The organism is Sphingomonas yunnanensis (assembly GCF_019898765.1).
In the GTDB taxonomy this organism is placed as follows: domain Bacteria; phylum Pseudomonadota; class Alphaproteobacteria; order Sphingomonadales; family Sphingomonadaceae; genus Sphingomonas; species Sphingomonas yunnanensis.
Genome location: NZ_JAIOKB010000004.1, coordinates 260,003 through 284,964, shown reverse-complemented (window position 1 = coordinate 284,964; position 24,962 = coordinate 260,003). Strand labels below are relative to the sequence as shown.

General features: G+C 70.8%; 20 protein-coding genes. 9 read left to right on the top strand and 11 right to left on the bottom strand.

Going from position 1 to position 24,962, the window contains the following annotated elements:
• Positions 1-39: 39 nt before the first annotated feature.
• A complete protein-coding gene (locus K7957_RS13375) occupies positions 40-1,167 on the top strand; it encodes an aspartyl/asparaginyl beta-hydroxylase domain-containing protein (RefSeq protein WP_223012478.1) in 1,128 nt (375 codons plus the stop codon).
• A gap of 113 nt (positions 1,168-1,280) precedes the next feature.
• Here K7957_RS13375 and mutS read toward each other — a convergent pair whose 3' ends face one another.
• The gene (gene mutS, locus K7957_RS13370) at positions 1,281-3,857 is read right to left on the bottom strand and encodes a DNA mismatch repair protein MutS (RefSeq protein ID WP_223012602.1); all 2,577 of its coding nucleotides are present in this window, start codon (positions 3,855-3,857) and stop codon (positions 1,281-1,283) included.
• A 22-nt stretch (positions 3,858-3,879) separates the two neighbouring features.
• Complete coding sequence (locus K7957_RS13365; RefSeq protein WP_223012477.1) at positions 3,880-4,158, bottom strand: type II toxin-antitoxin system RelE/ParE family toxin; 279 nt, start codon at positions 4,156-4,158, stop codon at positions 3,880-3,882.
• 266 nt (positions 4,159-4,424) lie between these two features.
• Here K7957_RS13365 and K7957_RS13360 point away from each other — a divergent pair, with 266 nt between their 5' ends.
• Both K7957_RS13360 and K7957_RS13355 read left to right on the top strand, forming a co-directional pair.
• Positions 4,425-4,901, top strand: a complete 477-nt coding sequence (locus tag K7957_RS13360; RefSeq protein WP_223012476.1) for a methylated-DNA--[protein]-cysteine S-methyltransferase — start codon at positions 4,425-4,427, stop codon at positions 4,899-4,901.
• 41 nt (positions 4,902-4,942) lie between these two features.
• Positions 4,943-7,219 carry an NADP-dependent malic enzyme gene (locus K7957_RS13355; protein WP_223012475.1) on the top strand — a complete coding sequence of 759 codons (2,277 nt, stop codon included), beginning with the start codon at positions 4,943-4,945 and terminating at the stop codon, positions 7,217-7,219.
• A gap of 532 nt (positions 7,220-7,751) precedes the next feature.
• On the opposite strand, the gene queA is transcribed toward K7957_RS13355, so the two are convergent.
• From queA to K7957_RS13325, 6 genes are all read right to left on the bottom strand, one after another.
• Positions 7,752-8,777: a tRNA preQ1(34) S-adenosylmethionine ribosyltransferase-isomerase QueA gene (gene queA, locus K7957_RS13350; protein WP_223012474.1), complete on the bottom strand. Its 1,026-nt coding sequence runs from the start codon at positions 8,775-8,777 to the stop codon at positions 7,752-7,754.
• A 19-nt stretch (positions 8,778-8,796) separates the two neighbouring features.
• Entirely contained in the window at positions 8,797-9,498 is a 702-nt protein-coding gene (locus K7957_RS13345) for a peptidylprolyl isomerase (protein ID WP_223012473.1), read from the bottom strand.
• A 292-nt stretch (positions 9,499-9,790) separates the two neighbouring features.
• Entirely contained in the window at positions 9,791-10,297 is a 507-nt protein-coding gene (gene coaD / locus K7957_RS13340) for a pantetheine-phosphate adenylyltransferase (RefSeq protein WP_223012472.1), read from the bottom strand.
• 5 nt (positions 10,298-10,302) lie between these two features.
• Complete coding sequence (locus K7957_RS13335) at positions 10,303-11,211, bottom strand: polyprenyl synthetase family protein (protein WP_223012471.1); 909 nt, start codon at positions 11,209-11,211, stop codon at positions 10,303-10,305.
• On the bottom strand, positions 11,208-11,447 hold the full coding sequence (locus K7957_RS13330; protein WP_223012470.1) for an exodeoxyribonuclease VII small subunit: 240 nt from the start codon (positions 11,445-11,447) through the stop codon (positions 11,208-11,210). The genes K7957_RS13335 and K7957_RS13330 overlap by 4 nt, the downstream gene beginning before the upstream one ends.
• Before the next feature lie 370 nt (positions 11,448-11,817).
• Positions 11,818-12,372 (bottom strand): hypothetical protein, encoded by a 555-nt coding sequence (locus K7957_RS13325; RefSeq protein ID WP_223012469.1) that lies wholly within the window; start codon positions 12,370-12,372, stop codon positions 11,818-11,820.
• Between the two features lie 192 nt (positions 12,373-12,564).
• Between K7957_RS13325 and acnA the strand changes: the two genes are divergently transcribed.
• The 3 genes from acnA (at position 12,565) to K7957_RS13310 (ending at position 17,501) form a co-directional block, all read left to right on the top strand.
• On the top strand, positions 12,565-15,252 hold the full coding sequence (gene acnA / locus K7957_RS13320; protein ID WP_223012468.1) for an aconitate hydratase AcnA: 2,688 nt from the start codon (positions 12,565-12,567) through the stop codon (positions 15,250-15,252).
• A gap of 355 nt (positions 15,253-15,607) precedes the next feature.
• Complete coding sequence (locus tag K7957_RS13315) at positions 15,608-16,876, top strand: MFS transporter (protein WP_223012467.1); 1,269 nt, start codon at positions 15,608-15,610, stop codon at positions 16,874-16,876.
• Between the two features lie 85 nt (positions 16,877-16,961).
• Positions 16,962-17,501 carry a DUF4142 domain-containing protein gene (locus K7957_RS13310; protein WP_246617065.1) on the top strand — a complete coding sequence of 180 codons (540 nt, stop codon included), beginning with the start codon at positions 16,962-16,964 and terminating at the stop codon, positions 17,499-17,501.
• A gap of 207 nt (positions 17,502-17,708) precedes the next feature.
• On the opposite strand, the gene K7957_RS13305 is transcribed toward K7957_RS13310, so the two are convergent.
• From K7957_RS13305 to K7957_RS13295, 3 genes are all read right to left on the bottom strand, one after another.
• Entirely contained in the window at positions 17,709-19,109 is a 1,401-nt protein-coding gene (locus K7957_RS13305) for an amino acid permease (RefSeq protein WP_223012466.1), read from the bottom strand.
• A gap of 281 nt (positions 19,110-19,390) precedes the next feature.
• On the bottom strand, positions 19,391-19,837 hold the full coding sequence (locus tag K7957_RS13300; protein WP_223012465.1) for a CoA-binding protein: 447 nt from the start codon (positions 19,835-19,837) through the stop codon (positions 19,391-19,393).
• Positions 19,838-20,000: 163 nt separating this feature from the next.
• The gene (locus tag K7957_RS13295; RefSeq protein ID WP_425517205.1) at positions 20,001-20,951 is read right to left on the bottom strand and encodes an Mrp/NBP35 family ATP-binding protein; all 951 of its coding nucleotides are present in this window, start codon (positions 20,949-20,951) and stop codon (positions 20,001-20,003) included.
• 66 nt (positions 20,952-21,017) lie between these two features.
• On the opposite strand from K7957_RS13295, the gene hflK reads away from it, so the two are divergent.
• The 3 genes from hflK to K7957_RS13280 all read left to right on the top strand — a co-directional run bounded on the left by hflK (position 21,018) and on the right by K7957_RS13280 (position 24,655).
• Positions 21,018-22,124, top strand: a complete 1,107-nt coding sequence (gene hflK, locus K7957_RS13290) for a protease modulator HflK (protein WP_223012464.1) — start codon at positions 21,018-21,020, stop codon at positions 22,122-22,124.
• On the top strand, positions 22,124-22,999 hold the full coding sequence (gene hflC, locus K7957_RS13285; protein ID WP_223012463.1) for a protease modulator HflC: 876 nt from the start codon (positions 22,124-22,126) through the stop codon (positions 22,997-22,999). Before hflK ends, hflC begins: the two co-directional genes overlap by 1 nt.
• Positions 23,000-23,110: 111 nt before the next feature.
• The gene (locus K7957_RS13280; protein WP_223012599.1) at positions 23,111-24,655 is read left to right on the top strand and encodes a Do family serine endopeptidase; all 1,545 of its coding nucleotides are present in this window, start codon (positions 23,111-23,113) and stop codon (positions 24,653-24,655) included.
• Positions 24,656-24,962 lie beyond the last annotated feature (307 nt).

Genomic DNA, 24,962 nt, shown 5'->3' with positions numbered 1-24,962 from the left:
ACCTTCAATCCCGCCCTCTCCCACTCTACCATCCGCGGCATGGCAGCACAGAGCGAGCACGCGCGACGGGCGCAGGTGGGATATTCGGCGTGGCAGCGCGGCGACGCGGTCGCGGCCCGCGACGCGTTCGAGACCGTCGCCGCGGCCGGCGTGGCGACGCCGCAGCTGTGGCTGCTGCTCGCCCAGGCGCGCGCCGACACCGGCGCCGAGCGGACCGCGGTCGCCGAGGCGCTCGACCGCGTGCTCGCCGCCGAACCGCGTCACCGCCAGGCGCTGGTGCTGCGCGGCGACCATGCCGAGGACGATCGCGCCGCCTGCTCGTTCTACGGCCTGGCGCTGGCGGGTGCGTCCGGGGCCGAGCTCGCGCAGCCGCTCCTCCGCGCCGCACAGGAACGGCTGGCCGCGGCGTCGCGGCGCTTCGCCGACCATCTGCGCGCGCAGGTCGCCGCCGCCGACGCGGGCCCGCGCTTCGCCGAGGCAGTGGCGCTGGTGACGGGCGAGAAGCAGCTCTACCTGCAGCAGCCGACCAGCTTCTTCTTCCCGGGCCTGCCGCACCGCCAGTTCTTCGAGGCGGCGGAGTTCGACTGGGCACCGTCTCTGGTCGCCGCCGCGCCCGCGATCCGCGCCGAGCTGGAGGCACTGATCGCGAGCGGCAGCGGCTCCGCGCCCTATGTCCAGGCCGATCCGACGCGCGCCAGCCGCGGCCACGCGCTGCTCGACGATCCGCGCTGGAGCGCCTATCACCTGCTCGAGAACGGCGTACCGCATGCTGCCAACGCGCCGCGCTGTCCGGCCACGCTCGCCGCACTGGCCGCCGCGCCGCTGCCGCAGATCGCCGGACGCTCGCCGATGGCGCTCTTCTCGGTGCTACGGCCGCACACCCATATCCCGCCGCACCACGGCATGCTCAACACACGCCTGATCGTCCATCTGCCGCTGATCGTGCCCGATGATTGCCGGCTACGCGTCGGCAACGAGGAGCGCGCGGTACGCGCCGGCGAGCTGATGATCTTCGACGACTCGATCGAGCACGAGGCGTGGAACGACAGCGACGACGCTCGCGTGGTGCTGCTGTTCGAGGTGTGGCGACCTGAGCTGACCGCGGCGGAGCGTGCCGGGCTGACGACGCTGTTCGGCGCCGTGGGGTTGTACCAGGGCGGGCAGTAGCCGATGCGATAGTTCCACTCTGTCGGGCTCCTGCGCGCGCAGGAGCCCAGGATCGCGCGTGCTCCGCCCCGACTGCGTCCGCAGGAACACGAGGCGAGAAGCAGCAACCGGCTCTACCCCTCGCGCGCCAGCGCTCTCAGCCGGTACAGGGTATCGAGCGCCTCGCGCGGCGTGAGCGCGTCCACGTCGAGCGCCTCGACCTCGGCGCGGACGGCGTCGCATTGCGCCTCCTCCGCCTGCGCCGCGGCGGCGAACAGCGGCAGGTCGTCGAGCCCCGCCGCGAGGCCGCCGGTCTTGGCGCGTCCAGCCTCCAGTTTGGCGAGCACCGCCTTGGCGCGCTGCACCGTCGCCGGTGGCATGCCCGCCAGCCGAGCCACCGCGAGTCCGTAGCTGCGGTCGGCCGGTCCGTCCGCGACCTCGTGGAGCAGCACCAGCTCGCCCTTCCACTCGCGCGCGCGGACGTGATGGAGTGCCAGCGACTCGCACCGCTCGGCCAGCCGCGTCAGCTCGTGATAGTGGGTGGCGAACAGGCAGCGGCAGCGATTGTCCTCGTGGATCGCCTCGACCACCGCCCAGGCGATCGCGAGCCCGTCATAGGTGCTCGTCCCGCGCCCGACCTCATCGAGGATCACGAAACTGCGCTCGGTCGCCTGCGCCAGGATCGCCGCGGTCTCGACCATCTCGACCATGAAGGTCGAGCGACCGCGCGCGAGATTGTCCGACGCACCGACGCGGCTGAACAGCCGGTCGACCAGCCCCAGCCGCGCCGCCGCCGCTGGGACATAGGCGCCCGCCTGCGCCAGCACCGCGATCAGCGCGTTCTGGCGCAGGAAGGTCGACTTGCCGCCCATGTTCGGCCCGGTGACGAGCCACAGCCGCGCGGCCTCGCCGCCGAGCGCGCAGTCGTTGGCAACGAAGCGGTCGCCGCTCTTCGCCAGCGCGGCCTCGACAACGGGGTGCCGCCCCTCGCGCACGTCGAAGCACGCCTCCTCGGCGAAGCTCGGTCTCGACCAGGCGCCCTCGGCCGCGCGCTCGGCCAGGCCGGCGGCGACGTCGAGCCGGGCGAGCGCGTCCGCGGTCGCGGCGATCGCCTCGCGCCCGGCGAGAGCGGTGGCGGTGAGGTCTTCCAGATGCGCCGCCTCCGCCGCGAGCGCGTGCGCGCCTGCCTGGGTGACGCTCGCGGCGACCTCGTGCAGCTCGGGCGCGTTGAAGCGCACCACGCCGGCGAGTGTCTGGCGGTGGGTAAAGCCCGAGTCGGCGCGCATCAGCGAGTCGGCGGCGCGCGCGGGCACCTCGATATGGTAGCCGAGCACGCCGTTGTGGCGGATCTTGAGCGCCGCGATCTTGGTGCGCTCGCGGAAGCTCGCCTCCAGCGCGGCGATGGCGCGGCGGCCGCCGCTGCCGGTCTCGCGAAGGGCGTCGAGCGCGGCATCGTAGCCAGCGGCGATATAGCCGCCGTCGCTCGCCTCGATCGGTGGCGCGGGCACGAGCGCGCGCTTGAGCAGGTCGATCAGCGCGCCATGGCCACGCAGCAGCGGTGCCAGCTCACGCAACAGCGCGGGCGCCGGTCGCAACGCGTCGAGTCGCTCGCCGAGCGTCCAGGCGCCGTCGAGCCCGTCGCGCAGCTGGCCGAGGTCGCGCGGGCTGCCCCGGCCCGCCGCCAGCCGTCCCAGCGCGCGGCCGATGTCGGGCAGCGCGCGCAGCGCGGCGCGGACGCGATCGCGCAACGCGGCATCGTCGTGCAGCAGCTGGACGAGGTCGAGCCGAGCCTCGATCGCCTCGCGCGCCATCAGCGGCGCGCCGAGGTCGGCCGCGAGCAGCCGCGCCCCCGCCCCGGTGACGGTGCGGTCGACCGCGTCGAGCAAGCTGCCCTTGCGCTGGCCCGCGGCGGTGCAGGTCAGCTCAAGACTCTCGCGCGTGGCGGCGTCGATCGCCATCGCGTCGCGCGCGACGGCGAGCACCGGCGGCCGGAGGAACGGCAGCTGACCCTTGGCGGTATGGTCGAGGTAGGCGACCAGCCCGCCCGAAGCGGCGAGCGCGGCGCGGCCGAACTGGCCGAAGCCGTCGAGCGTCGCCACCCCGAACAGCCGCTTGAGCCGTGCCTCGCCCGCGCCGCTGTCGAACTCGCCGCGCGGGCGTCGCACCGTGGCGGGAGCGTCGCTGTCCTCGGCGGCGATCACCTCGGCCGCGCCGAGCCGCGCGAGCTCAGCGGCGAGACCGGCGCGATCGCAGGCGATCACCTCGAAGCGGCCGGTCGAGACGTCCGCCGCGGCGAGCGCGACCTCGCCCGCGGCCTCGCCCACCGCGACGCACCAGTTGGCGGACCGCGAATCGAGCAGCGTCTCCTCTGTCAGCGTGCCGGCGGTGACGACCCGGACGATGGCGCGCTCGACCAGCGCCTTGGAGCCGCGTGCCTTGCGCGCCGCCTCAGGCGTCTCGGTCTGCTCGGCGATAGCGACGCGGTGGCCCGCCTTGATGAGACGCTGGAGATAGGCGGTGGCGGCGTGGATCGGCACGCCGCACATCGGGATCTTCTCACCCTCATGCTCGCCTCGCGCGGTCAGGGCGATGTCGAGCACCTGGGCGGCGACACGCGCGTCGTCGAAGAACAGTTCGAAGAAGTCGCCCATGCGGTAGAACAGCAGGCAGTCCGCCGCCTCCGCCTTGAGTGCGAGATATTGCGCCATCATCGGCGTGGGGGACGTCATGATGTCAAACGTCACGCTGGCGCTGCGCGCCGTGCCGGATGTCGAGGATCGTCACGCTGTCACCCTGGATGTCGTAGATAATGATGGAGGGCCGTATGCTTGGCAGCTCGCGATAGCCGTGGCGCACAGGCCGGCCGCGCTGTGGAAAGTGTCGCAGGCTCGTCGTTGCCGCGACCAGCCGCGCCGCCATACGCCGGGCCGCGCCGGGATCAAACGCATTGACGTAGTTGACGATCTGCTCAAGCGGCTGGATCGCCCGATCGGTCCAGACTACCGTCGCCATCTACGCGGGAAAGGCCGGTAGGCGCCGGTGCCCCAGGTCTCGAGCCAAGCGGCCACCTCCTCGTGGGAATAGACGCGCCCGGCCGCAAGGTCCGCGCGAGCGCGGGCGACCGACGCGTCTTCGGCGTCGGGATCCCGCTCCTCGAAGATGCCTGCGTCGTGCTCCATGCCACCAACATACGACCATGCACCTGCTTTGGCCATCCACGCGCTTTGACCGCAACCGGCGGGATGCACGCCCCTGCTCAACCCGCTACACCTGCCGCCATGCTCTACCGCACCACCACGGACTCGCCCGTCGGCACGCTCACTCTGGTCGCCAGCGACGCGGGCCTCGTCGCGGTGCTGTGGCCCGACGACTCGCCCGGCCGCGTCCGCCTCGCCGCCGCCGAGGAGCGCGCCGATCATCCCGTGCTCGCTGCCACCCGCGCGCAGCTCGGCGAGTATTTCGCCGGCGAGCGCCGTACCTTCGACCTGCCGCTCGCGCCCAGCGGCAGTGCCTTCCAGCGCGCGGTCTGGGCCGCGCTCGCCGCCATCCCGCACGGCGAGACGCGCAGCTACGCCGAGATCGCCCGCGCGATCGGCCGCCCCACCGCCAGCCGCGCGGTCGGCGCCGCTAATGGCCGCAACCCGCTGTCGATCGTGGTACCGTGCCACCGCGTGATCGGCGCCTCGGGCCAGCTCACCGGCTTCGCGGGCGGGCTCGCGGCCAAGCAACATCTGCTCGCACACGAGCGACGTTAGCGATGGTTCCCAAACGCGCCCGCCTTCCCTAGAGGAACGCCATGACCGACGATCGCACCTCAACCGAGACGCGCCACGACCAGTTCTCCGAGCGCGAGGCCCTGCTGTTCCACTCGGAGGGGCGCCCCGGCAAGATCGAGATCATCGCCTCCAAGCCGATGGCGACGCAGCGCGACCTGGCGCTCGCCTACTCGCCCGGCGTCGCGGTCCCGGTGCAGGCGATCGCCGACGATCCCGCCACTGCCTATGATTACACCGCCAAGGGCAACCTGGTCGCGGTGATCTCGAACGGCACCGCGATCCTCGGCATGGGAAATCTCGGCGCGCTCGCCTCCAAGCCGGTGATGGAGGGCAAGGCGGTGCTGTTCAAGCGCTTCGCCGACGTCGACTCGATCGACATCGAGCTGAAGACCGAGGACGTCAACCGCTTCATCGACGCGGTCGAGCTGATGGAGCCGAGCTTCGGCGGCATCAACCTCGAGGACATCAAGGCGCCCGAGTGTTTCATCATCGAGCAGACCCTGCGCGAGCGGATGAACATCCCCGTCTTCCACGACGACCAGCACGGCACCGCGATCATCTGCGCCGCCGGCCTGATCAACGCCTGCCTGCTCACCGGGCGCCAGCTCTCCTCGGTCAAGGTGGTGGTCAACGGCGCCGGCGCGGCCGCGATCGCCTGCACCGAGCTGATCAAGGCGATGGGCGTGCGCGCGGACAATGTGCTGATCTGCGACCGCACCGGCGTGATCTACCAGGGCCGCGACGACGTGAACCAGTGGCAGTCGGCGCACGCCGCCAACACCGACCGGCGCACCCTGACCGAGGCGCTGCACGGCGCCGACGTCTTCCTCGGCCTCTCCGCCGCGGGCGCGCTCAAGCCCGAGATGGTCAAGGACATGGCGCCCGCGCCGATCATCTTCGCGATGGCCAACCCCGAGCCGGAGATCCGCCCCGAGCTCGCCAAGGCGGCGCGCCCCGACGCCATCGTCGCCACCGGCCGGTCGGACTATCCGAACCAGGTCAACAACGTGCTCGGCTTTCCCTTCATCTTCCGCGGTGCACTCGACGTGCGCGCCACGGGCATCAACGACGACATGAAGATCGCGGCCGCCAACGCCATCGCCGAGCTGGCGCGCGACCGCGTGCCGGAGGAGGTCGCGGTGGCCTATGGCACGCGCCATACGTTCGGGCCGGATTATATCATCCCCGCGCCGTTCGACCCGCGGCTGATGGAGATGGTGTCAGTCGCGGTCGCGCAGGCGGCGATGGACTCGGGCGTGGCCACCAAGCCGATCACCGACATGAACGCCTATCGCGAGTCGCTCCGCGCGCGACTTAACCCCACCACCGCGGTGCTGAGCCTCGCCTATGAGGGCGCCAAGGCCAACCCCAAGCGCGTGCTCTTCGCCGAGGGCGAGGAAGAGGTGGTGCTGCGCGCCGCCATCGCCTTCAAGGAAGGCGGCTACGGCATCCCCGTGCTGGTCGGACGCGAGGACGTGTACGACAATCTGCGCGCGCTCGGGATCGACAACCCCGAGGAATATGAGCTGCACAACAGCCGCGTCTCGCCGCTGGTGCCCAAGATGGTCGACTTCCTCTACCAGCGCCTCCAGCGCCGCGGCTTCCTGCGCCGCGAGGTGGAGCGGATGATCAACCAGGACCGCAACATCTTCGGCGCGGTGCTGCTCCAGCTCGGTGAGGCCGACGCGATGATCACCGGCGTCACTCGCCCCTGGGCGCAGTCGATGCGCGAGATCAAGCGCGTGATCGACCCCGCGCCGGGCCGCACCGCCTTCGGCATCCACGTGCTGGTGGGCCAGTCGCACACCGTCTTCATCGCCGACACGACGGTGAACGAGCGCCCCAACCCCGAGGAGCTGGCCGACATCGCCGAGCAGACCGCGACCGTCGCGCGCCAGATGGGTCACGAGCCGCGCGTCGCCTTCCTGAGCTATTCCACCTTCGGCAACCCGACCGGCCAGTGGCTCGACAATATTCGCGAGGCGGTCCACGTGCTCGACCAGCGCGAGGTGAGCTTCGAGTACGAGGGCGAGATGGCGCCCGACGTCGCGCTCAACCCCAAGCAGCTGGCGAACTACCCGTTCGCGCGGCTGTCGGGGCCGGCCAACATCCTCGTCATGCCGGGGCTGCAATCGGCCAATATCTCGGCCAAGCTGCTGCGCGAGCTGGGCGGCGATGACATGATCGGGCCGATGCTGGTGGGCATGGAGAAGCCGGTGCAGATCGCGCCGATGACCTCCACCGCGAGCGAGCTGGTGACGCTGGCGGTGCTCGCCGCGGGCGGCATCGCGCGCTGAGGCGCGGCGCGGGCGCCCGGGTCGCGCCGGTGGTGAAGCCCGTCGATCATGCTCGATCGCCGGGAGACCGGTGCTGGCGCGATCCAGTTAGCGGTGCCGGTCGGTGGGGGCGCGACGCGTCGAGGCGACTCAAGGTTCGCGCCGGATCGGTGCGCCCGGCTCCAACATGACTCAACATTCGCGCCCGATCGGCTCGCGACGCTCCAACATGACTCAACGTTCGCGCAGTCGCGCTTGCGACCGAACACACACGTCAAGAGTCTGCCGCCGCAGCCTTTCGCCCGCGTCGCCCGTGTCGCGGCCGCATGCGAATGTTGCGAATGTTGAGTCGCTGACGCGTTTGCGGCGACGCGCGCGGCGATTGTCATGGTACCGGGCGCCGACGCACGCGCCGGCGATGAGACAGAGCGTCGATGTTTCTGCCACACGGCTACGGGCGTAGGATAGCCCGCTGCCACCAATAGCGTCAGGTGCCGCTCTTCCTCTACTCTCGAACCTGCCCCTGCGCACGCCGGGGAGTCACGGCTTGCCCCTATGGCAGCAGCAGCGACCCGTCCCCGTAGCTGTAGAAGCGATACCCTCGCGCGATCGCGTGCGCGTAGGCCGCCTGCATCCGCCCCAGCCCCATCAGCGCCGAGACCAGCATGAACAGGGTCGAGCGCGGCAGGTGGAAGTTGGTCATCAGCCCGTCGATGCCGCGGAAGCGATAGCCCGGCGTGATGAAGATCGCGGTGTCGCCCTCGAACGGGCGGACGATCCCGTCCGCCCCGGCGGCGCTCTCGATCAGCCGCAGCGAGGTGGTGCCGACCGCGATCACGCGCCCGCCGCGCGCGCGCACCGCGTTGAGCCGGTCGGCGGTCGCCTGGTCGATCCGCCCCCACTCGGCGTGCATCCGGTGGTCGGCGGTGTCTTCCGCCTTGACCGGCAGGAAGGTGCCCGCGCCGACGTGGAGGGTGAGCGTGGCATGCTCCACGCCGGCGGCGGCGAGCCGTTCCAGCAGCGCGGGCGTGAAGTGCAGCGCGGCGGTGGGCGCCGCCACCGCGCCGGGCGCGGCGGCGAACATCGTCTGGTAATCGTCGGCGTCGCGCGCGTCGGCGGCGCGCTTGCCCGCGATATAGGGCGGCAGCGGCATCCGCCCCGCGCGATCGAGCAGCAGCTCGACGGGCTCGTCGCCGACGAAGTCGAGCGCCCAGCTGCCGTCGTCCTCGCGGTCGCGCGCGGTGGCGCTCACGCCCGCGCCGAAGTCGATCGAGTCGCCGTCATGCAGCCGGCGCGCGTTGCGCACGAAGGCCCGCCAGCGCCGCGGCCCCTCACGCTTGTGCAGCGTCGCGCCGATCCGGGCGTCGCCGCGCCTGCCTTCGAGCTGCGCGGGGATCACGCGCGTGTCGTTGAAGACGAGCAGGTCGCCCCCGCGCAGCACCTCGGGCAGGTCGGCGACGATGCGGTCGTCGAGCGCGTCGCCGCGCACCACGAGCAGCCGCGCGGCGTCGCGCGGGCTCGCCGGGCGCAGCGCGATCCGCTCGGGCGGCAGGTCGAAGTCGAAGAGGTCGACGTTCATCGGCGGCGCGCGCGCCGGCTCAGCGGCGGCGCGGCGCCGGCTTGGCGCGCGGCGCGGGGGCGGTGGTCGCCCGCGGCGTCGTCCCCGGCAGCGTCGGCGTGGTACCCGGCAGGGTCGGCAGCGGCGCGGGCGCGGCGGCGGGCAGCGGCTGGTAGGCCGGCGGGTTGTCCGAGGCGATATAGGCGTGGACGATGCGCGACGGGTTCGCCGGCGGCTCGCCGCGCTCGATCGCGTCGACGTAGTTCATCCCGGACGTGACTCGGCCGAACACGGTGTACTTCTTGTCGAGCGAGAAGCGCGGCTGGAAGACGATGTAGAACTGGCTGTTGGCGCTATCCTCTTTCTCGGCGCGCGCGGCGGCGACCGAGCCGCGCACGTGCGGCAGATAGTTGAACTCGGCGGGCAGGTCGGGGAGCTGACTGCCGCCGGTGCCGTCGCCCTTGGGGTCGCCGCCCTGCGCCATGAAGCCGTCGATCACGCGATGGAACACGAGGCCGTCGTAGAAATGTTGGCGGGTGAGCTGCTTGATCCGCTCCACCATCTTGGGCGCGACGTCGGGACGCAGCGCGATCTCGACCCGACCGCCGGTGGAGAGATCGAGCAGCCAGGTGTTGGTCTTGTCGCCCAGCGGCGGCGGCGCGAGCCGTTCCTGCGCGGCGGCGGGGGCAGCGGTGAGCACGGCGGCGGCGAAGAGGGCGGACAGGAGGGCGGACGGGCGCATCGGTGCTTTCGGGTCTGTCAGGAGAGTGTCAGCGGCGGCGTCTAGACCAGATTCACGCTTGCGCCAAACTGAATGGGGATGGCGGTGGGGCTGTCTCGCGAGGGGCGAACCCCATCGTCATCCCCTCACTGCCGTCATCCCGGACTTGGTCCGGGATCCACTTCACCGCGCAGCCAGAAGCCGGAGAGCCTGCGGCCCGGTGGATCCGGGACCCAGCCCGGGATGACGGAAGAAGAGAGCGGCATGACGGAAGGGGAAGACGGCCGCCCCTTCCTCGCCCGCGCCGCGCCGCTCAGCCCCCACGCCGCCCCACGAGGGCGACGCGGTCGACCACCTCCCGGCACACCGCGGCGGTGACGAACTTGCGGATGTCGCCGCCGAATAATGCGATCTCCTTGACCAGCTTGGAGGCGATCGGCTGCAGCCCGACGTCGGCCATCAGGAAGACCGTCTCGATCCGGTCGTTGAGCTGCTGGTTCATCCCCGCCATCTGATATTCGTACTCGAAGTCGGCGACCGCGCGCAGCCCGCGCACGATCATCGTCGCGCCCTCGCGCTCGGCGAAATCCATCAGCAGCGAGTCGAACTCCACCACGTGGATCTCGCCGCCGATCGCGGCGACCTCGCGCTGCACCATCGCCATCCGCTCGGCGACGCTGAACATCGGCGACTTGCTGGGATTGGTGGTGACGCCGATCACCAGCCGGTCGACCAATTTGGCGCCGCGGCGGATGATGTCCATGTGGCCGAGCGTGATCGGATCGAACGTGCCCGGGTAGACGCCGACGCGCGCGCCCATGCCGCTCACCCGCGCCGCTCGGTGACGAAGCGTGCGATCGCGCGCAGCAGATCGGCCTCGTCGCCGTAGCTGCGCAGATGGTCGATCGCCTGGTCGACCAGCATCTGCGACTGCTGCTTGGCGCGCTCGACGCCGAGCAGCGAGACGAACGTCTCCTTGCCCGCCTCGCCGTCCTTGCGCAGCTTCTTGCCGGCGAGCTGCTCGTCACCCTCGACGTCGAGCAGGTCGTCGACGATCTGGAAGGCGAGGCCGAGGTCGTGCGCGTAGCCGCGCAGGTGGCGGCGCCCCTCGGGCGGGACGCGGCCGAGGATCGCGCCCGCCTCCACCGCCGCGCCGATCAGCGCGCCGGTCTTCATCTGCTGGAGGCGGGTGACGGTATTCAGGTCGAACGCGGCGCCATCGGCCTTGAGGTCCATCGCCTGCCCGCCCGCCATGCCACCCGGGCCAGAGGCGCGTGCGAGATCGGCGACCAGCTCGGCGCGGACGAACGGGTCGGCGTGGGTGGCGGGATCGGCGAGCACCTCGAAGGCGAGCGCGTGAAGGCAGTCCCCCGCGAGGATCGCGGTGGCCTCGTCGAACGCCTTGTGCACGGTCGCCTTGCCGTGGCGCATGTCGTCGTCGTCCATCGCGGGCAGATCGTCGTGGATCAGCGAGTAGGCATGGATCGCCTCGAGCGCGACCGCGGCGCGCGCCGCCGCGTCGCGCGCCACGTCGAACAGCCGCGCGGTGGCGAACACCAGCAGCGGGCGCAGCCTTTTGCCGCCACCGATCGTGGCGTGGCGCATCGCGCGGTACAGATCGGCGCGGGGATCGTCCGGGATCGGCAGCAGCGCGTCGAAGCGACGGTCCATCTCGGCCGCGACTTCCTTGAGCGCGGCCTGGAGCTTGGGCGACGCGGTGGCGGTGATGGTCATCCCGCGGCGAAGGGCTCGGTGGCGGCGGGGCGCCCGTCGGCGCCGAGCCGGATCGCCTCGATCCGCGCCTGTGCGGCGTCGAGCCGGTCGGCGCAGCGCTGGCGCAGCGCGCTGCCGCGCTCGTAGAGCCGGATCGCCTCCTCCAGCGGGGTATCGCCCGACTCGAGCCGGGCGACGATCGTCTCCAGCTCGCGTAGGCCGGCCTCGAACGTAAGCGTCTCGATATCCTGCTCCATCAGCCGGCTATGCGATGAGGGGTGCTCTGGGTCAAGAAGATGGGGGTGGTGGCGGGGTGACGGAGGTGGCGGAGGTGCGGGGCTCACCTTCCGACTCCTGCGTCATCCTGAGCTTGTCTCAGGATCCACCCGTCCGCTCACCCATGCGCGGTTGGATATGCGGCACGGTGGATCCTGAGACGAGCTCAGGATGACGGAGGTGAGGTAAAGGTTCGTTCCCTCACCCCCGTTCGTGCTGAGGGGGCGCTGAGCTCGTCGAAGCGCCGTCTCGAAGCACTTGGCGTCCCGCTCGTGGCCGCGCTCGAGACGAGGCTTCGACAAGCTCAGCCTCTCCTCAGCGCGAACGGTGGCGGAAGTGGGTCGAAATCCCCTACCGCCGCCACTTCTCGACCGACGCCGCATACGCCTCCGCCGCCCGCACGCGCGCGTCGTCCAGCCGCGCCCGCTCGCGCTCATGCCGGCGACCCGCCTCGCGCCGCTGGCGGTCGAGCGCGGCCTGGCGCTCGGCCAGCGCTTTCTCCTCGTCGCGGCGGCGCGCGTCCTCCTGCTCCAGCGCCGCCTCGGCCGCCTCCAGCTCGGCGCGGCTGGGTCGCGGCGCGGGCGGTTCCTTCGCCACCTTCGCCCGCGCCGTCGCCTTGCGCCGCGGCACCTCCTCCTCCGCCGCCGTCCGCGCGCGCTTCGGCCGGTCCGGCGGCAGTGCGGCGAGCTGCTCCGCCGCACTGCCCCGTGAGCGCCGCACCACCTCGCCGGGGCACGCCAGCGGCTCCTCCATCAGCGCCGCGTCGGTCACTTCCTCCGCCACGCCGCGCGCGAACAAATCAGCGTCGGCGCCCCAGGCGGCCAGCGCTGCCTTGCGACTCGGCGCCGCGACATAGGCGTCGTGGAAGCCGGCGGGCGTGCGAAAAACCTTGAGCTTGCGCGCCATCTCCCCGCCTCTCCGAGGGACCACGCCCCGCTCGGCCACAATCGCTTACGTGCGCGTGCCGTTCCACCCTTCCCCGCTTGCCGCCCCGCTGCTATCGCCCGCGGCGATCGAGAGTTTCGCCCGCACCCGCGCGCACGCGGCCGCGCCGCATCGCCGCGAGTGCGAGGCTCCCATGAGGAAGGACATCTGCCCATGACGGCCATCGGCCACGACACGCTCAACGCCCGCACCACGCTGACGGCCGGGGGCAAGACCTACGACTATTTCGCCCTGAAGGCGGCGGAAGCGAAGTTCGGCGACATCTCGCGCCTGCCCTTCTCGATGAAGGTGCTGCTGGAGAACATGCTGCGCTTCGAGGACGGCGTGACCGTGACCGAGGCGGACGTGAAGGCGATCGTCGACTGGCAGCAGGAACGTCGCAGCGACCGTGAGATCCAGTACCGCCCCGCGCGCGTGCTGATGCAGGACTTCACCGGCGTGCCCTGCGTGGTCGACCTCGCCGCGATGCGCGACGCCATTACCAAGCTCGGCGGCGACGCGGCCAAGATCAACCCGCAGGTGCCCGTCCACCTCGTCATCGACCACTCGGTGATGGTCGACGAGTTCGGCACGCCCAAGGCGTTCGAGGAGAACGTCGACCTCGAATATGCCCGCAACGCCGAGCGCTACGAGTTCCTCAAATGGGGCTCCAAGGCGCTCGACAATTTCAAGGTGGTCCCGCCGGGCACCGGGATCTGCCACCAGGTCAACCTGGAGTATATCGGCCACGCGGTATGGGCGTCCGAGGAGACGGGTGACCACGCCAAGGGCGGCGCGACGATCGCTTATCCGGACACTTTGGTGGGCACCGACAGCCACACCACGATGATCAACGGCCTGGGCGTGCTCGGCTGGGGCGTCGGCGGGATCGAGGCCGAGGCGGCGATGCTCGGCCAGCCCGTCTCGATGCTGATCCCCGAGGTGGTCGGCTTCAAGCTGACCGGATCCTTGCGCGAGGGCATCACCGCGACCGACCTGGTGCTGACCGTGACGCAGATGCTGCGCGCCAAGGGCGTCGTCGGCCGTTTCGTCGAGTTCTACGGCCCCGGGCTCGACCAGATGACGCTCGCCGACCGCGCGACGATCGCCAACATGGCGCCCGAATATGGCGCGACCTGCGGCTTCTTCCCGGTCGACGACAAGACGATGGACTATATGCGCCTGACCGGCCGCCCCGACGAGGTCGTCGCGCTGACCGAGGCCTATGCCAAGGCGCAGGGCATGTGGCGCTATGCCGACGCGCCCGATCCCGTCTTCACCGACACGCTCGAGCTCGACATGGGCACGGTCGTCCCGTCGCTCGCCGGCCCGAAGCGCCCGCAGGACAAGGTCAGCCTCGACACCGTCGACGAGGTGTTCAACGGCGACCTGTTCAAGCTGTACCACAAGGAAAAGCCGGCGCGCGTCGATGTCGACGAGCGCGGCCATGACATCGGCGACGGCGACGTCGTGATCGCCGCGATCACGAGCTGCACCAACACCTCCAACCCCTCGGTGCTGGTCGCCGCCGGTCTGGTCGCGCGGAAGGCGAACGCGCTGGGGCTGAAGCCGAAGCCGTGGGTGAAGACGTCGCTCGCGCCGGGGTCGCAGGTCGTCACCGACTATCTCGACAAGGCCGGGTTGTCGGCGGATCTCGACGCGATCGGCTTCAACCTGGTCGGCTACGGCTGCACCACCTGCATCGGCAACTCGGGCCCGCTCGCCGCGCCGATCAGCAGGGCGATCAACGAGAACGACCTGGTCGCCGCCTCGGTGCTATCGGGCAACCGCAACTTCGAGGGCCGCGTCTCGCCCGACGTGCGCGCCAACTTCCTCGCCTCGCCGCCGCTGGTGGTCGCCTACGCGCTCAAGGGCACGGTGACGACCGACATGAACGAGACGCCGATCGGCCAGGGCAAGGACGGCGGCGACGTCTACCTGCGCGACATCTGGCCGACCAACCAGGAGGTCGCCGCGCTGATGGCGGCAAACATCGACGACGGCATGTTCCGCGCGCGCTACGGCAACGTCTACGCCGGCGACAACAAGTGGCAGGCGATCGACGTCACCGGCTCGGACACGTACAGCTGGCGCGCCGGCTCGACCTATGTCGCCAACCCGCCCTATTTCGAGGGCATGGAGATGACGCCCAAGCCGACGACCGACATCGTCGACGCCAAGCCGCTGGCGATCCTGGGCGACTCGATCACCACCGACCACATCTCGCCGGCCGGCTCGATCAAGGCCGACAGCCCGGCGGGGACGTGGCTGCAGGAGCATCAGGTCTCGCGCCATGACTTCAACAGCTACGGCGCGCGCCGCGGCCACCACGAGGTGATGATGCGCGGCACCTTCGCCAACATCCGCATCAAGAACGAGATGGTGCCGGGCGTCGAGGGCGGGATGAGCCGCTACAACGGCGAGGTCATGCCGATCTACGACGCGGCGATGCGCCACAAGGCCGACGGCACGCCGCTGGTGGTGGTCGCAGGCAAGGAATATGGCACCGGCTCGTCGCGCGACTGGGCGGCGAAGGGCACCAACCTGCTCGGCGTGCGCGCGGTGATCGCGGAGAGCTTCGAGCGCATCCACCGCTCGAACCTGGTGGGCATGGGCGTGCTGCCGCTGCAGTTCGCCGACGGCGTGTCGCGCCAGTCGCTCGGACTGACCGGCGACGAGACCTTCACGATCGAGAACGTCGCGGGGCTGCGCCCGCGCCAGAACGTGACCGTGACGCTGAAGCGCGCCGACGGCTCGACCGAGACGTTCGAAACCCGCTGCCGGATCGATACCGTCAACGAGCTGGAATATTTCCTCAACGGCGGCATTCTCCAGTACGTGCTGCGCAAGCTCGCCGCCTGAGGCGGCGCGTTAACGACGGGGTGAGAGAGGGAGGGTTCCGCGAGGAGCCCTCCCTTTTTCTTTGGCGGATGCGGTTGGCCGCGACCCTAGATCCTCTCCGCTCGCCGGGAGGGGGACCAGCCGCAGGCTGGTGAAGGGGGGCTCGCCGCAGACCCTGCGCCTCGTGGAGAACCCCTCCACCACTCGCCTTCGGCGAGCGGCCCCTCCCCGCCATGCGGGGAGGTTGTGTTGGCAAAAATACTTGCTTCGACATCTCAACCACTTCCCTCCCTAACCTAGCGCAAGCCCGGTCGGCCCCGGATCGCGCCTCGTAACCGAACGTTGCCCGCGAACCCTCCCGCGGAGCATTCGTCGCATGGCCACGCTCGCCCCCACCCGCCCGGCGCCGCCGGAGGCCGCGCCCCACCCGCCCGGGCGCGCGCTCGACGCGCTCAACTTCTTCCTCGCCGACGTGCGCGACGGGCTCGGACCGTATCTCGCCATCTATCTCGTCGCGGTGCGCGGGCCGACGCACGGGTGGAACGAGGCGACCGCCGGGCTGGTGCTCACCATCGCCGGCATCGTCGGCCTGCTCGCACAGACCCCGGCAGGCTGGCTGATCGACCGCTCGACGCGCAAGCCCGCGATCGTCATCGCCGCCGCGCTGGTGGTCACGTTCGGCAGCGTGTCGCTCCCGTTCGTTCACGGCTTCGGCCCGGTGGTGGTGACCCAGTCGCTCGCCGCCGCGGCGGGCGCGCTGTTCGCGCCGGCGATCGCGGCGATCACGCTCGGCCTGTTCGGCGCGCGCGCCTTCTCCGCGCGGGTCGGGCGCAACGAGGCCTTCAACCATGCCGGCAACGCGGTCTCGGCCGCGCTGGCGGGGGTGCTGGCGTGGCGATTCGGGCCGGTGGTGGTCTTCTACCTGATGGCGGGGCTGACGGTGGCGAGCGTCTTCGCCGCGCTGCGGATCGATCCGCGCCAGATCGACGACGAGGTCGCGCGCGGGCTCGACTGCGCGCCCGACGCCGCCGACGCCGACTGTGATCCGTCTCCCGGCTGGCGCGTGCTGCTCGAGCAGAAGGCGCTGCTGCTGTTCGCCGCGCTGGCGTTCCTGTTCCACCTCGCCAACGCCGCGATGCTCACCTCGGTGAGCCAGCTGCTCGCGCGCACCGTGGGCAAGGACCAGGCGACCTCGCTCACCGCCGCCTGCATCGTGGCGGCGCAGCTGGTGATGGTGCCGATGGCGCTGCTGGTCGGGCGCAAGGCCGACGCCTGGGGGCGCAAGCCGCTGTTCCTCGCGGCCTTCGCTGTGCTGGCGGCGCGCGGGGCGCTCTACACCTTGTCGAACGACCCGTGGTGGCTGGTGGCGGTGCAGGCGCTCGACGGCGTCGGCGCCGGCATTTTCGGCGCGCTCTTCCCGGTCGTCATCGCCGATCTGACCCGCGGCAGCGGGCGATTCAACGTCGCGCAGGGCGCGGTGGCGACCGCGCAGGGGCTCGGCGCGGCGCTGAGCGCGACGCTGGCGGGGACGATCATCGTCGGCGCTGGCTATTCGCCGACCTTCCTCACGCTCGCGGCGATCGCGGGCGGCGGACTGCTGCTCTACGCGCTGGCCATGCCCGAGACCCGCGACCGAACCGACTGATCGAACGCAAGTTACTGACGTATATCGGAACTTTGCCTGAGGCGCGCCGCTCTTGCCGCAGTTTGACGTGGGAGAGACGATGATGATGGCCACCACTCGCCTGCTGCTCGGCGCCGCGCTGTTCGCCGCGCCCGTAGTCGGCAGCGCGCAGACTCCGCCGCCGCCGCCTCCGGCCGAGGCGAAGACGAACGCCGACGCCTATGTCACGGCGGCGGGTCAGAGCGACCTGTTCGAGATCAACTCGAGCCAGATCGCGCTGCAGAAATCGCGGAACCCTGCGATCAAGACGTTCGCGCAGATGCTGATCGATCACCACCTGAAGACCACCGCGGCGACGGTCAAGGCCGCGCGGAAGGCTGGACTCAATCCGCCGCCGCCAGCGCTCGATCCGGGGGCGACGGCGTCGATCAACGAGCTCCAGACCGCGTCCGCGACGGACTTCGACCGCATCTATCTCGCGCAGCAGGTTCCGGCGCACCAGGCCGCGCTCGACCTGCACGAGAGCTATGCGGCGGGCGGCGACAAGGCGCCGCTCAAGGCCTCGGCCAAGGCGGCGGTGCCGATCGTCAAGCGCCACATCGTTGAGGCGACCAAGCTGCAGGGCTCGGGCGCCGCGGGGATGTGAAGAGGAGTTCACGCGAAGACGGGAAGACGCGAAGAGGGTGTGGCACCCGGAGGCGCGGAGGCGCGGAGGGAGCTAGACCGGCGCGTAGCGCCCTTCCATCAGGCGTTTACAGGCCGCTCACGCCCAAGACCGTGACACCTCCGCGCCTCCGCGTCTCCGCGTGAACCCCTTCTACTTCGCGCCTCCTCCCCTCCGCACCTCCCCCCCTTACGCCGCCGCCGCGATCGCCGCGCGGTGGCGGCCCCACAGCAGGTAGACCGCCAGCCCGAGCAGGTTCCACAGCAGGAAATAGAGCTGCGTCCGATGCGGCAGGCTGAAGAAGAGATAGGCGCAGCCCAGCACGCCGATCGCGCCGACCAGCGGGGCGGCCGGCGTGCGGAAGCGCCGCTCGGCATGGGGCGCGCGTCGACGCATCACCAGCATGCACACGCACACGGCGACGAAGGCCGCGAGCGTCCCGGCGTTGGCGAGCGCGGCGATGGCGTCGATCGGCATCACCCCTGCGATCACCGCGACCAGCACCGCGGTCAACATCGTGATCCGCACCGGCGTGCCGCGCCTCGACACCTTGGCGAGCGCCTGCGGCAGCAGCCCGTCGCGCGCCATCACGAAGAAGATGCGGCTCTGCCCGAACAGGAAGCCGAGCAGCACCGTCGGCAGCGCGATCACCGCGCTGGCGGCGAGGAAGGTGGCGAAGCCGGGCCGGCCGATGCCGCGCAGGATCAGCGCGAGCGGCTCGGGCGAGTCGGCGAAGCGGGAGAAGTGCAGCGCGCCCACCGCCGCGACCGCCACGCCCATGTAGATCACCACGCACGCCAGCATCGAGCCGACGATGCCGATCGACAGGTCGCGGCCGGGATCCTTGGTCTCCTCGGCCGCGGTGGAGATGGCGTCGAAGCCGTAGAAGGCGAAGAAGATGATCGCCGCCGCCGCCATCACGCCGCGCTCGCCCCCGTCCGTGCCCACCGACTTGGCGAAGCCATAGGGCATGAACGGCTCGAGGTTGGCGCCATCGAAATGCGGCACCGCCACCGCGACGAACACCGCCAGCGCGACCAGCTTGACCGCGACCAGCACCGCGTTGAGCGTCGCGCTCTCCTTGGTGCCGAGCGAGAGCAGCGCTGCGACGACCGCGATGATGAAGACCGCGGGCAGGTTGACGATGCCGCCCAGCGCCGGCCCCTGCGTCAGCGCGGTGGGGAAGCCGAGCGGGGTGAGCAGCGCCGAGGCATAGCCCGACCAGCCCACCGCGACGGTCGACACCACCAGCGAATATTCGAGGATCAGCGACCAGCCGATCACCCAGGCGACCACCTCGCCCAAGACGACATAGCTGTAGGTATAGGCGCTGCCCGAGGCGGGGATCATCGTCGCCATCTCGGCATAGGCCAGCGCGGCGCAGGCGCAGATTGCGCCGGCGATGACGAAGGAGAGGATCACCGCCGGCCCGGCGCGCTCGGCGCCGACGCCGATCAACGTCAGGATGCCGGTGCCGACGATCGCGCCGACGCCCAGCGCGACCAGATGCGGCCAAGACAAGGTGCGCGCGAGCACGGTGCCGCCGCGGTGATCGATCGCGACCGGCTTGCGCCGGAACAATGTGGACATGGACCCTCCCTCTCGTACGCCGGGTCGTAACAGAGGCGACGACCAGCTGGAAAGGGTCGAGCGCCGCGCGCGATGGCGCCAGCGACGCGATGACCCGGAGCGGTGATCCACTCCCCGGGGCGGAACGCCACATGAGCGGACTTACCGTGCAGGAGTGCGCGTCGGTTATCGTGCGGCCGCATCGACCGCGCGGGGAGCATCCAGCCATAAGTGTGCAGCACGGCTCCGCGCTTCGTCCGGCTCATTCACCGCGGAGCCATGTTCTTTCGTCGCCCGGACAGCTACGCTCCGGTAGCTTTCTCCCGCAGGGACGCCACGCCCAGCCGCGGCAAGTCGATCGCGGGACAGCGGTCCATCACCACCTTGAGCCCGGCGGCTTCGGCGCGCGACGCCGCCGCCTGATCGATCACGCCCAGCTGGAGCCACACCGCCTTGGCGCCGATCGCGATCGCCTGGTCGACGATCTCGCCCGCGGCCGAGGAGCGGCGGAAGATGTCGACCATGTCGATCGGGTCGCCGAGCTGGGCGAGCTCGCGGAAGACGAACTCGCCGTGGATATGCTCGCCGGTGAGCTGCGGGTTGACCGGGATGACGCGATAACCGTGCGCCTGGAGCGTCTTCATCACGCCGTTCGAGGGGCGGTCAGGTCGGTCGGAGGCGCCGACCAGCGCGATCGTGCGGGTCTCCTCGAGCAGCGCGCGGATGTCGTCGTCGGCGGTAAGCGGCATCGGAGCTCTCCTCTTTCTGACACTCGTAGCACCTTTATCCGAACGAGGGGTCAGCGCGTCGGTTGCCGACGTCGGCATCGTGTTCCTGCGCAAGCAGGCGCCCAGGGCGCCGGGCGCGGCGCTACCGGGCCCTTGACTCCTGCGTGCGCAGGAGCACGCCCCTTCAGTTCGCCTCGAGCCACTCCGCCACCTGCGCCGCGATCGGCGCGAACACGCGGTCGTCGTCATGCGCCGCGGGCGGATCGCCTGCGTCCGAGGCGACTCGAATCGCCAGATCGAGCGGCACCCGCCCGAGGAAAGGGCTCCCCGCCTCGCGCGCCGCCGCCTCCGCACCGCCGCGGCCGAACGGGTCGGACACCTCGCCGCAATGCGGGCAGGCATAGCCCGCCATATTCTCGACCAGCCCGATGATCGGCACGCCCGCTTTCTGGAACAGGTCGATCGCGCGCCGCGCGTCGATCAGCGCGAGGTCCTGCGGCGTGGAGACGATCACCGCGCCGGCGGGCCGGTGCTTCTGCACCATGGTGAGCTGGACGTCGCCCGTCCCCGGCGGCAGGTCGACCACGAGCGTGTCGGTGAGCCCCCAGTCGGCGTCGACCAGCTGCCCGAGCGCGCCCGCGGTCATCGGCCCGCGCCACGCGATCGCGCGGCCGGGCTCGACCAACTGCCCCATCGACAGCAGCGGTACGCCATAGGGCGTCGCGACGGGCAGCAGCACCTTGTCGCGCGCCTCGGGTCGGGTGCCCTCCACCGCCATCAGCCGCGGCTGCGACGGGCCGTAGATGTCGGCATCGACCAGCCCCGTCCGCCGGCCCGCGCGGGCGAGCGCGATCGCGAGATTGGCCGAGAGCGTCGACTTGCCGACGCCGCCCTTGCCGCTCGCCACCGCGATCAGCCGCCGCCGCGCGCGCTCGGCGGTCACGACGGTGCGCACGTCGTAGCCGGGCCGCGCCGCCGCCATGCGCACCGCCGCCTCCAGCGCGTCGCGCGCGGAAGCGTCGAGCCCGCTGGCGTCGATCACCACGCCGATCCGCTGCCCCTCGAGGCGCACCGTCGCGCGCTCGCCCGCGACCGCGCGGATCGCCTGTCTCACGTCATTCTCGTCCATGGACATGATCCGTTACGCCCCGCGTCGCGGCTTGCCACTGTTTTTCGGCCGATCCGCACTTATAAAGGCGGGATGATCATCTCGCGACGCTGGCTTCGGCGCCCCATCCCCCTCGCCGCACAAAGCAACGGACCCTGGGGCAACGACGACAATGTCGGTCCGCGCAACCCCTGGTCGGTGCCGCCGGGCGCCAAACGCGCCGGCGCCAAGCCGACCGCGCTCGACGAATTCATCCGCCGTGCGCGCGGCGGGGGCGGCGGCGGTGGTGGCGAAGGCGGCGGCGGGCCGCATTTCCCGATCGGCGCCAACGCGCGGGTGCTGTGGCTGCTCGGCGTCGCCGTGCTGGTCGCGATCTGGCTGGTGCTCACCTCGATCCACCAGATCGGCCCGCAGCAGCGCGGCGTCGTCACCTATTTCGGGCGCTACTCGGGGATGCTCGAGCCGGGCATCCGAGTCACCCTGCCCGCGCCGATCGTCAACGTCACCAAGGTCGACGTCGAGCAGGTCCGCACCGACGAGTTCCCGCGCGACGGCGGCGAGACCGTGCTGACCGGCGACCAGAACATCATCGATCTCGCTTACACCGTGCGCTGGCGCGTCTCGGACGCGCGCAACTACGTGTTCGAGATCAAGGATCCCCAGGAGACGGTGCGCGCCACCGCGGAGAGCGCGATGCGCTCGGTGCTGGCCACCACCACGCTCAACCAGGCGATCGGCGCGGGGCGGACCGAGATCGAGGCGCGCGTCGCCGAGACGATGCAGCAGATCCTCACCAGTTATCAGGCGGGCGTGCAGGTCCAGGGCGTGTCGATCAAGCAGGCGGCGCCGCCGTCGCAGCTCGCCGACGACTTCAACGCGGTGACCGCGGCACAGCAGGAGGCGGTGGGCAACCTCAACAACGCGCGCTCCTACTCGCAGCAGGTGGTCGCGCGCGCGCAGGGCGAGGCCTCGGCGTTCGACCAGGTGTACGCGCAATATCGCCTCGCCCCCGAGGTGACCCGCCGCCGCATGTATTACGAGACCATGGAGGCCGTGCTGGCCAAGACCGACAAGACGATCGTCGAGACCCCGGGCGTGACGCCCTATCTGCCGATCGAGCGCGGCCGCCGCCTGCAGGAGCCCGGCGCGACCGCGTCCGGCACCGCCCCGGCGCAGCCGAGCAACGGGGGAGCGCGCTGATGCCCGTCTGGCTCCGCAACCCCGTCGCCGCCGGCCTGCTCGCGCTGGCGCTGGTGATCGTCGCCGCGGCGACCTTCGCGATCGTGCCCGAGACGCAGCAGGCGGTGGTGCTCCGCCTCAACAACCCGGTGCGCCTGATCAACCAGTGGCAGCCGGGCCAGTCGATCGGCCGCACCGGCGCCGGCGTGATCGCGCGAATCCCCTTCGTCGACAAGATTGTCTGGGTCGACAAGCGCGTGCTCGACGCCGATCTCGACAACACCTTGGTGCTCTCGACCGACCAGCTGCGGCTCAACGTCGACGCTTTCGCGCGCTTCCGCATCGTCGATCCGCTGCGTGCGGTGACCTCGACCGGCAGCACCTCGAACACCGAGGAGCGGGTCGCCGACCAGCTCCGCCCGCTGCTCGGCACCGCGCTGCGCAACGAGCTCGGCAAGGTGCCGTTCGCGACCTTGCTCAGCCCGGAGCGCGGTCGCGTGATGGACGAGATCCAGGAGTCGCTCGGCCGCTCGGCCAAGCAATATGGCGCCGAGATCGTCGACGTGCGGATCAAGCACGCCGACCTGCCCGACGGCAGCCCGCTCGAGAGCGCGCTCCAGCGGATGCGCACCGCGCGCCAGCAGGAGGCCAACACGATCCGCGCGCAGGGCCAGAAGCAGGCGCAGATCGTCCGCGCCGAGGCCGACGCCGAGGCGGCTCGGATCTACGCCGACGCCTTCAGCAAGGACGCCGATTTCTACGACTTCTACCGCGCGATGCAGAGCTACCGCCACACTTTCGGGGCGGACGGCGGCCCGCAGCCCGAGGGCAGCACCAATATCATCATGAGCCCCAACAACGGCTATCTGCGTGAGTTCGAAGGCGGGCGGCGATAGAACCCGCGGCGATGTCGCGCGTTCATATTCAATCGACGTTCATCGCTTGTTCGGCACAGGACGCAGCGTTCCCGCTTTATTCGACAGGGTGATTCAGAGGACATGAAGAAAGTGCGTTACGCCTACGCCCTCACCGGCGCCCTTCTCCTCGGCGGCACCGCGGCGTCGCTGACGCTGCAGAACCCCGCGACCGCGCAGGTCGCGCAGAACGAGCCGGGCGCGATCAGTGCCTCGGCGCCCCGCGCCGGCGCGCCGATGAGCTTCGCCGACCTGGTGGCGAAGCTGCAACCGGCGGTGGTCAACATCTCCACCACGCAGAAGGTGACCGTCCAGCAGTCGGCCAACCCGTTCGCCGGCACGCCGTTCGGCGACCTGTTCGGCCAGTTCGGCGGTGGCGGCGGCGGTGGCGGCGGTGCCCCGGTGACGCGCGAGGGCACCTCGCTCGGTTCGGGCTTCCTGATCTCGGCCGACGGCTATGTCGTCACCAACAACCACGTGATCGCGCCGGCGTCGCGCGGCGCCACGGTCGAGTCGATCACGGTGACCTTGCAGGACCGCAAGGAATATACCGCCAAGCTCGTCGGCCGCGACCCGACCAGCGATCTCGCGGTGCTCAAGATCACCTCGCCCACGCCGCTGCCGTTCGTCCGCCTCGGTGACTCGAGCCGCGCGCGCGTCGGCGACTGGGTGGTCGCGATCGGCCAGCCGTTCGGCCTCGGCGGCACCGTGACGGCGGGTATCGTCTCGGCGGTGCACCGCGCCACCGGCGGCGGTCCGTTCGACACGTTCATCCAGACCGACGCCGCGATCAACCAGGGCAACTCGGGCGGCCCGATGTTCAACCTCAACGGCGAGGTGATCGGCATCAACAGCCAGATCTACTCGCAGTCGGGCGGCAACATTGGCATCGGCTTCGCCATCCCGACCACCGAGGCCAAGCCGATCATCGACACGCTGGTGAAGGGCCAGGCGATCAAGCGCGGCTATCTCGGCGTCAGCATCCAGGCGGTCAACGCCGACATGGCCTCGGCGCTCGGCCTGCCCAAGGACTCGGGCGAGATCGTCGGGCGCGTCGAGCCGGCCGGCCCTGGTGCCAAGGCGGGACTTCGCGCGGGCGACGTCGTGACCGCGATCAACGGCCAGGCGGTGACGCCGGAGAAGACGCTCTCCTACCTCGTCGCCAATGCCGCGCCGGGGTCGACGATCAAGCTCGACGTGATCCGTGACGGCAAGCGCCAGTCGCTCAACGCCACGGTGGGCACGCGCCCGTCCGAGGATCAGATGGCGGCGCTGACCGGCGGTAGCGGTGACGACGACGACAGCTTCGGCGGCGGCGACGACAGCGAGCAGGCCGCACCCGCGTCGAGCTCGCTCGGCATCACGGTGCAGCCGCTGACGCCGCAGATCGCGCGCTCGCTCGGGGTGGACTCGACCGTCCAGGGCGTGGTGGTCGCGGCGACCGATCCGTCGAGCGATGCGGCACAGAAGCTGCGCCGCGGCGACGTGATCTCCTCGGTCAACTCGCAGCCGGTGCGCAGCGCCGCCGACGTCGCGCGCATCGTGGCGGCGGCGAAGGCGGCGGGGCGGCCGCAAGTGCTGCTCAACATCACCCGGGGGCGCCAGGCCGGTGGTTTCGTGGCGGTGAAGATCAAGTAAGGCCGGGGCAGCCCGTCAGGGTGGAGGGGCCGCCGCGCCGAAGAGTGCGGCGGCCCCTCTCCTGTTGGTGGCGGGGAAGGAGGTGCGGTACGAGCGCCTCGTATCGCCGAACACGCGTCGTGCGCGGACGCAAGGGTCGTCGCGGCCCTTTCCACGATGGGCGCGAGCTTCAGTGCATCGCTTCCATCATCGCCACGCCCCACTCCCGTCATTCCCGGGAAGGTGGGAATGACGAAGTAGGAAGTGGGCCGGCCACTGTGCGGCGATTTCCTTCGACGTTCGGTCTGCGATCCCCTTTTGCCGTTCT

Excerpts from the sequence above, each read along its gene's own strand:
- queA (WP_223012474.1), bottom strand. The coding sequence starts at position 8,777 with ATGAACGTCGACCTCTTCGACTTCGACCTGCCGCCCGAGCGGATCGCG.
- K7957_RS13345 (WP_223012473.1), bottom strand. The coding sequence starts at position 9,498 with ATGCGCCCGTCCGCCCTCCTGTCCGCCCTCTTCGCCGCCGCCGTGCTC.
- K7957_RS13325 (WP_223012469.1), bottom strand. The coding sequence starts at position 12,372 with ATGGCGCGCAAGCTCAAGGTTTTTCGCACGCCCGCCGGCTTCCACGAC.
- K7957_RS13335 (WP_223012471.1), bottom strand. The coding sequence starts at position 11,211 with ATGACCATCACCGCCACCGCGTCGCCCAAGCTCCAGGCCGCGCTCAAG.
- acnA (WP_223012468.1), top strand. The coding sequence starts at position 12,565 with ATGACGGCCATCGGCCACGACACGCTCAACGCCCGCACCACGCTGACG.
- K7957_RS13310 (WP_246617065.1), top strand. The coding sequence starts at position 16,962 with ATGGCCACCACTCGCCTGCTGCTCGGCGCCGCGCTGTTCGCCGCGCCC.
- hflK (WP_223012464.1), top strand. The coding sequence starts at position 21,018 with ATGATCATCTCGCGACGCTGGCTTCGGCGCCCCATCCCCCTCGCCGCA.
- coaD (WP_223012472.1), bottom strand. The coding sequence starts at position 10,297 with ATGGGCGCGCGCGTCGGCGTCTACCCGGGCACGTTCGATCCGATCACG.
- K7957_RS13295 (WP_425517205.1), bottom strand. The coding sequence starts at position 20,951 with ATGTCCATGGACGAGAATGACGTGAGACAGGCGATCCGCGCGGTCGCG.
- K7957_RS13305 (WP_223012466.1), bottom strand. The coding sequence starts at position 19,109 with ATGTCCACATTGTTCCGGCGCAAGCCGGTCGCGATCGATCACCGCGGC.
- K7957_RS13300 (WP_223012465.1), bottom strand. The coding sequence starts at position 19,837 with ATGCCGCTTACCGCCGACGACGACATCCGCGCGCTGCTCGAGGAGACC.
- hflC (WP_223012463.1), top strand. The coding sequence starts at position 22,124 with ATGCCCGTCTGGCTCCGCAACCCCGTCGCCGCCGGCCTGCTCGCGCTG.
- K7957_RS13315 (WP_223012467.1), top strand. The coding sequence starts at position 15,608 with ATGGCCACGCTCGCCCCCACCCGCCCGGCGCCGCCGGAGGCCGCGCCC.
- K7957_RS13355 (WP_223012475.1), top strand. The coding sequence starts at position 4,943 with ATGACCGACGATCGCACCTCAACCGAGACGCGCCACGACCAGTTCTCC.
- K7957_RS13360 (WP_223012476.1), top strand. The coding sequence starts at position 4,425 with ATGCTCTACCGCACCACCACGGACTCGCCCGTCGGCACGCTCACTCTG.
- K7957_RS13375 (WP_223012478.1), top strand. The coding sequence starts at position 40 with ATGGCAGCACAGAGCGAGCACGCGCGACGGGCGCAGGTGGGATATTCG.
- K7957_RS13330 (WP_223012470.1), bottom strand. The coding sequence starts at position 11,447 with ATGGAGCAGGATATCGAGACGCTTACGTTCGAGGCCGGCCTACGCGAG.
- K7957_RS13365 (WP_223012477.1), bottom strand. The coding sequence starts at position 4,158 with ATGGCGACGGTAGTCTGGACCGATCGGGCGATCCAGCCGCTTGAGCAG.
- mutS (WP_223012602.1), bottom strand. The coding sequence starts at position 3,857 with ATGATGGCGCAATATCTCGCACTCAAGGCGGAGGCGGCGGACTGCCTG.